5 protein-coding genes are annotated in these 5,232 nt (G+C 71.3%); 1 reads left to right on the forward strand and 4 read right to left on the reverse strand.

The genetic code is table 11. The annotated features are described in order from the left end of the window. Positions 1–793 (reverse strand): protein kinase domain-containing protein (locus ACTIR_RS24625; RefSeq protein WP_034241224.1); only part of this gene is annotated, 793 nt, incomplete at its 3' end. 179 nt (positions 794–972) lie between these two features. On the opposite strand from ACTIR_RS24625, the gene ACTIR_RS0120535 reads away from it, so the two are divergent. Continuing rightward, positions 973–1,341: an Rv2175c family DNA-binding protein gene (locus ACTIR_RS0120535; RefSeq protein WP_007027454.1), complete on the forward strand. Its 369-nt coding sequence runs from the start codon at positions 973–975 to the stop codon at positions 1,339–1,341. A 134-nt stretch (positions 1,342–1,475) separates the two neighbouring features. Here ACTIR_RS0120535 and ACTIR_RS0120540 read toward each other — a convergent pair whose 3' ends face one another. From ACTIR_RS0120540 to ACTIR_RS24630, 3 genes are all read right to left on the reverse strand, one after another. Beyond that, positions 1,476–2,384 (reverse strand): poly(ethylene terephthalate) hydrolase family protein, encoded by a 909-nt coding sequence (locus tag ACTIR_RS0120540; protein ID WP_026455674.1) that lies wholly within the window; start codon positions 2,382–2,384, stop codon positions 1,476–1,478. Positions 2,385–2,650: 266 nt separating this feature from the next. Further along, positions 2,651–3,559 carry a poly(ethylene terephthalate) hydrolase family protein gene (locus ACTIR_RS0120545; protein WP_026455675.1) on the reverse strand — a complete coding sequence of 303 codons (909 nt, stop codon included), beginning with the start codon at positions 3,557–3,559 and terminating at the stop codon, positions 2,651–2,653. A gap of 177 nt (positions 3,560–3,736) precedes the next feature. Then, positions 3,737–5,232, reverse strand: a 1,496-nt coding sequence (locus ACTIR_RS24630; RefSeq protein WP_034241227.1) for a LuxR family transcriptional regulator, incomplete at its 5' end; no start/stop codon positions are given.

The following is a 5,232-nucleotide window of genomic DNA, read 5'->3' on the forward strand; positions in this document are numbered from 1 at the left end:
TCGCCCGCAGGACCAGTTCGTCCACGGCGGGCGGCAGCGTGCCGACCACCCGGCCGGGGGCGGGCACGTCGTCGTTCACGTGCCGGTAGGCCACCGACAGCGCGGTGTCGGCGGTGTAGGGCACCTGCCCGGTGAGCAGCTCGTAGAGCAGGATGCCCGCCGAGTACACGTCCGAGCGCGGGTCCGCCGCGCCGCTGCTGACCTGCTCGGGGGAGAGATAGGCGACCGTGCCGAGGATCACGCTCGTGCTCGTGGAACCCGCGTTCGCCACCGCGCGGACGAGGCCGAAGTCGCCGACCTTGGCCACGCCCCCGGCCTCCCCACCGGGTCCGATGAGCACGTTCTCGGGCTTGACGTCCCGGTGGACGAGTCCCGCGGAGTGCGCGGCGGCCAGTGCGGACAGCACCTGCTCGAACACGGTCAGCGCGAGCGGCACCTCCAGGGCGCCGTGCCGGTCGAGCAGGTCGCGCAGGGTGCCGCCGTCGACGAGTTCCATGACGAGGAAGGCTCGGTGGTCCTCGTCACCCGCGGAGGTGTCGATGCCCTGGTCGTGGACGGCGACCACATGCGGATGGTGCAGCCGGGCCGCCGAGCGCGCCTCCCGTTCGAAGCGCTCCACGAAGGTGCGATCGTCGGCGAACCGTGCATCCATGATCTTGACCGCGACCGGACGGTCGAGCCGGGTGTCCACTCCCCGGTAGACCGACGACATCCCCCCTCGGGCGAGCAGCGGTCCCACCCGGTAGCGCCGATCGAGCAGTGCGCCCGTCAGGTCCGATTCCGTGCGTGTCACAGCGGCTGATCCTACGGTCGAAGGTGTGCGGGTGGCCGGGCAGCGCCCCCGGCCCCGGGCCGCGCGGCGGTCCGTCGGCGGGTGCCGGGGACCGGACCGGACTCGACCGTGCCGGATCTGCGGGATTCGCCGTGCTCGGGGCTGCTCCCGGCCGCCCCGATTATGGCAAGGTGGTACGCGTGAGTGCGATTCCAGTCGCTGACGACGTCCTCGACGCCGATGTCGCCGTCCTCTCCCTGGCGGAGGTGGCCGACGCCGTCGGGCAGTCGGAGAACAAGGTCCGCCGGATGCTGCGGGACGGTCATCTGATCGCGGTGCGCCGGGAGGGCCAGCTGGTCGTCCCCGCCGACTTCCTCAGCAAGGGCGGTGTGCTGAAGGGCCTGCCCGGCACGATCACCGTGTTGTCGGACTCCGGGTACAACCGCACCGAGATGCTGCGGTGGCTGTACTCCGAGGACGAGTCGCTGCCGGGAGTGACCCCGATCAACGCCCTGCGGACGAACCACGGTACCGAGGTCAAACGACGGGCACAGGCGATGGCGTTCTGACGCCGCCGTGCGGGACGACCGCGTTCCCGCACCCGCCGGCTTGTGCTGCCCCGACACCCGTACCGACGCACACAGGGCACGGTGCGCGGCCCGTGACCGGACCGCGCACCGTGCCCCGATTCGACGCCCGTGGGTCAGAACGGGCAGGTGGAGCGGTATTCCTCGACGTCGGAGAACAGCCCGTCGTCGGGGCCGGGGCAGAGGAACTGGGTGTAGCGGGTGTCGTTGTCGACGAACCGCTTCAACCAGGAGATGCTGTACTTGGCGATCGTGGTGTCGGGTGTGTTCGGGGCGAAGTGGGAGGCCCCGTCGAGTTCCAGGTAGGCCTTGTCGAGGGAACCGGACAGGCTCTCGTAGAACGGCTCGGAGTGCGTCCGCACCGAGGCGATGCTGTCGCTCTCGGCCCCGATGATGAACGTGGGCACCGTGACCTCGTACCAGGTCTTGTCCAGGTTCCACGGGGTGAGCGGGATGGACGCCTTGAGCGAGGGCCGGTCGGAGGTGGCCTCCAGGGAGCCGCCGCCACCCATGGAGTGGCCCATCACGGCGAGCCGGTCCGGGTCGAGCCGGTCCCGCACGTCGCGGTCGCTGTCCTCGGCGAGGTAGTCCAGGGCCGCGAGGAGCTGGTCACCGCGGCTGCCGGGCTGGTCGAAGCGGGTGTTGGTGTCGATGGTGAACACCACGAAACCCTGGGAGGCCAGCCGTGGCCCGTACCAGCTCATGCTGCTCTCCCCGGCGGTGTAGCCCGGGGCGATCGCCACACCGCCGAAGGTCTCGGTGGTGCGGGAAGGGTAGTAGATGGTGCCCCCGCCGAAGCCGGGGACCAGCGACGACACGTTCTCCTCGTCGACGGAGTAGGGACCGCGCCGGTCCTCGATGCTGTCCTCGGTGGGGTCCGGACCACGCTCGTACGGATTTCCCTGGGCACTGGCAACGCCCGCTCCCGCCACACCACCGGTGAGGGCGAGGGCGGCGGTGACGACGCCCAACGCCCGCGTGAACCGGCCGCGGGCCGCGGTGCCCGACTTGACTCGGGTTCGCACGTTGTCGACTCCTCTCGTGAGAACCACCCGGCGTCTCACCCGCCGGATGTGCTCGCTTCGTCGCGAACGGTCCGAGTATCGACACCGGGTGCAGAATCAGGCATCGGTGAAATCGCCGGGTTCTCCCGTTCGTCGGGTCGTCGGGCGGGAACGGGGAAATCCGGAACGGTCCGATCCGCGCACGCACGGACCGAGGGGCGGTGCGCGACCGAAAAAGGGCCGCACACCGCCCCTCGGGCGGCGGAATCGGGAGGTTCACCCGCGGGTCAGAACGGGCAGGTGCTGCGGTATTCCTCGACGTCGGAGAACAGCCCGTCGTCGGGGCCGGGGCAGAGGAACTGGGTGTAGCGGGTGTCGTTGTCGACGAACCGCTTCAACCAGGAGAGGGTGTACTTGGCGATGGTGGTGTCCGGACTGTTCGGGGCGAGATGGGAGGCCCCGGCCAGTTCCAGGTAGGCCTTGTCGAGCGAACCGGACAGGCTCTCGTAAAACGGTTCCGAGTGCGACGACACGGAGGCGATCGTGTCGTCCTCGGCGCCGATGATGAACGTGGGCACCGTGACCTCGCCCCAGGTCTTGTCCAGGTTCCACGGGGTGAGCGGGATCGAGGCCTTGAGCGAGGGCCGGTCGGCGGTGGCCTCCAGGGAGCCGCCGCCACCCATGGAGTGGCCCATCACGGCGAGCCGGTCCGGGTCGAGCCGGTCCCGCACGTCGCGGTCACTGTCCTCGACCAGATAGTCGAGCGCGGCCAGCAGCTGGTCACCGCGGCTGCCCGGCTGATCGAAGCGGGTGTTGGTGTCGATGGTGAACACCACGAAACCCTGGGAGGCCAGTCGTGGTCCGTACCAGCTCATCGTGCTCTCCCCGGCGGTGTAGCCGGGGGAGACGGCCACGGCGCCGAAGGTCTCGGTGGCGTCGCCGGGGTAGTAGATGGTGCCTCCCCCGAAGCCGGGGACCAGCGACGACACGTTCTCCTCGTCGACGGAGTAGGGACCACGCCGGTCCTCGATGCTGTCCTCGGTGGGGTCCGGACCACGTTCGTACGGGTTGTCCTGGGCGTTGGCGACGCCCGCTCCCGCCACACCACCGGTGAGGGCGAGGGCGGCGGTGACGGCGCCCAACGCCCGCGTGAACCGGCCGCGGGCCGCGGTGCCCGACTTGACTCGGGTTCGCACGTTGTCGACTCCTCTCGTGAGAACCACCCGGCGGGAGTAGCCGAGTGCGTTCGTGCTGTGCCGAACGGCGCCGAGTCTCGGTGCGCGGGGGCCGGGTCGGCATCGGTGAAATCACCAGTACCTACCCACCGGTAGGTAAGCGGGTCCGGAAAATGACGCGACGATCACGCGCCGAGATCAGCGGTAGAGCTTGGTCAGCTCCACCCGCGAGCGGATGTCGAGCTTGGCGAAGATGTTGCGCAGGTGGTGGTCGACCGTCCGGTGACTGATGTAGAGCCGCGCGGCGATCTCCCGGTTGGTGGCCCCCTCGGCCACGAGCGCGGCGATCTGCTCCTGCTGCGGGCTGAGGTCGCCGACCCCGCCGGGTCGGCCGCGTCCCCGCGGTGTCGCGGCCTCCGCCGGGGCACGTCCCGGCGGGCCCGGATGCCCGCACGCCCGCAGTTCCCGCCAGGCGCGGTCCACCCAGTGCCGGGCGCCCAGCTCGTCGAAGATCTGCACCGCCTCCCGGAGCACCTCCCTGGCCTGTTTCGGCCTGCGGTTGCGGCGCAACCGCGCCGCGTACAGCATCTCCGTGCCCGCGAGGTCGTGCGGTGAGTCCGACTCCCGGTGCAGCCGCATGGCCTCGGTGAAGTGCTCCTCGGCCTCGCCCTCGTGCTCGGCCAGCAGTGCCCGGCACCGGTGCGCCAGCGCGATGCGGCTCGCGCCGCCGGTGGTCGTGGCCCACCGCTCGAACGCGGTCAGTGCCCCGTACGCGGCCTCGCGCTCACCGCAGCGGACGGCGGCCTCCACGAAGTGCGGCACGGCCATCACCCGGATCGGTGAGCAGTGCCGGGACTGCCCGAGGGACATGCGACGGAACCGGTCGAGTGCCTCGGCCGGCCGGTCGTGGGCCAGGTCGACACACGCCGCCGCCCAGGTCCCCAGCGCCCCGGGTCTGCTCAGCCCGCGTTCGACGTAGCCCGCGGACGCGGCGGCCAGCCGCAGCCCGGCGGTCTCCTGATCGCCCTGGAGCGCGGCCAGCATCGCCAGCACGGTCAGGTGGTCCACCGCCGAGTTGGACTGGCCCAGCGACTCCGCCAGCTGCAGGGCCTCCAGTGAGGTCGCCGTGGCGGTGGCCAGTTGTCCGGACAGCATCTCCGACATCGCCACGTAGATCATCGACCACGGCACCTCGGCCAATTCCCCCCGCGCCCGCGCCGAGGTCACCGCCTGCACGGCCAGCGTGCGGGCCCGGGGCGCCTCACCGAGGGTGAAGGCGGCCTGGCTGGCCAGTGTCTTCGCCGACGGGTCGAGTGTGGCGTCCCCGAGATCGACGACCCGCCGCAGCGGCTCGGCGGCGTCGTGGTGGCGGCCGCTGAAGGTCGCCGACATCGCCGCGAAGTGCTCCAGCACCACCCGGGTGGCGGGCAGTTCGTCGAACGCGCGGATCCGGGCCGCGTCCTGCGCCATCGCGCAGTAGCGGGCGTTGTCCCCGGCCACGAAGCTGGCCTCGCCCGCCAGCATCAACGTCGTGGCGGCCAGCCGCCGGTGGTCGGGGACCAGCCTGCGGGCGGTGCTGATCAGTTCGGCCGCCGCGACGGACGGATTGCCCCGCCGCAGTTCGATCTCCCCGGCCAGCATCCCCGCCTCGCCCGCCAGGCCGCCGTCGGCCAGCGGGGCGACCTGCCGCAGCA

Source organism: Saccharomonospora iraqiensis subsp. iraqiensis (assembly GCF_000430445.1).
GTDB lineage: Bacteria > Actinomycetota > Actinomycetes > Mycobacteriales > Pseudonocardiaceae > Saccharomonospora > Saccharomonospora iraqiensis.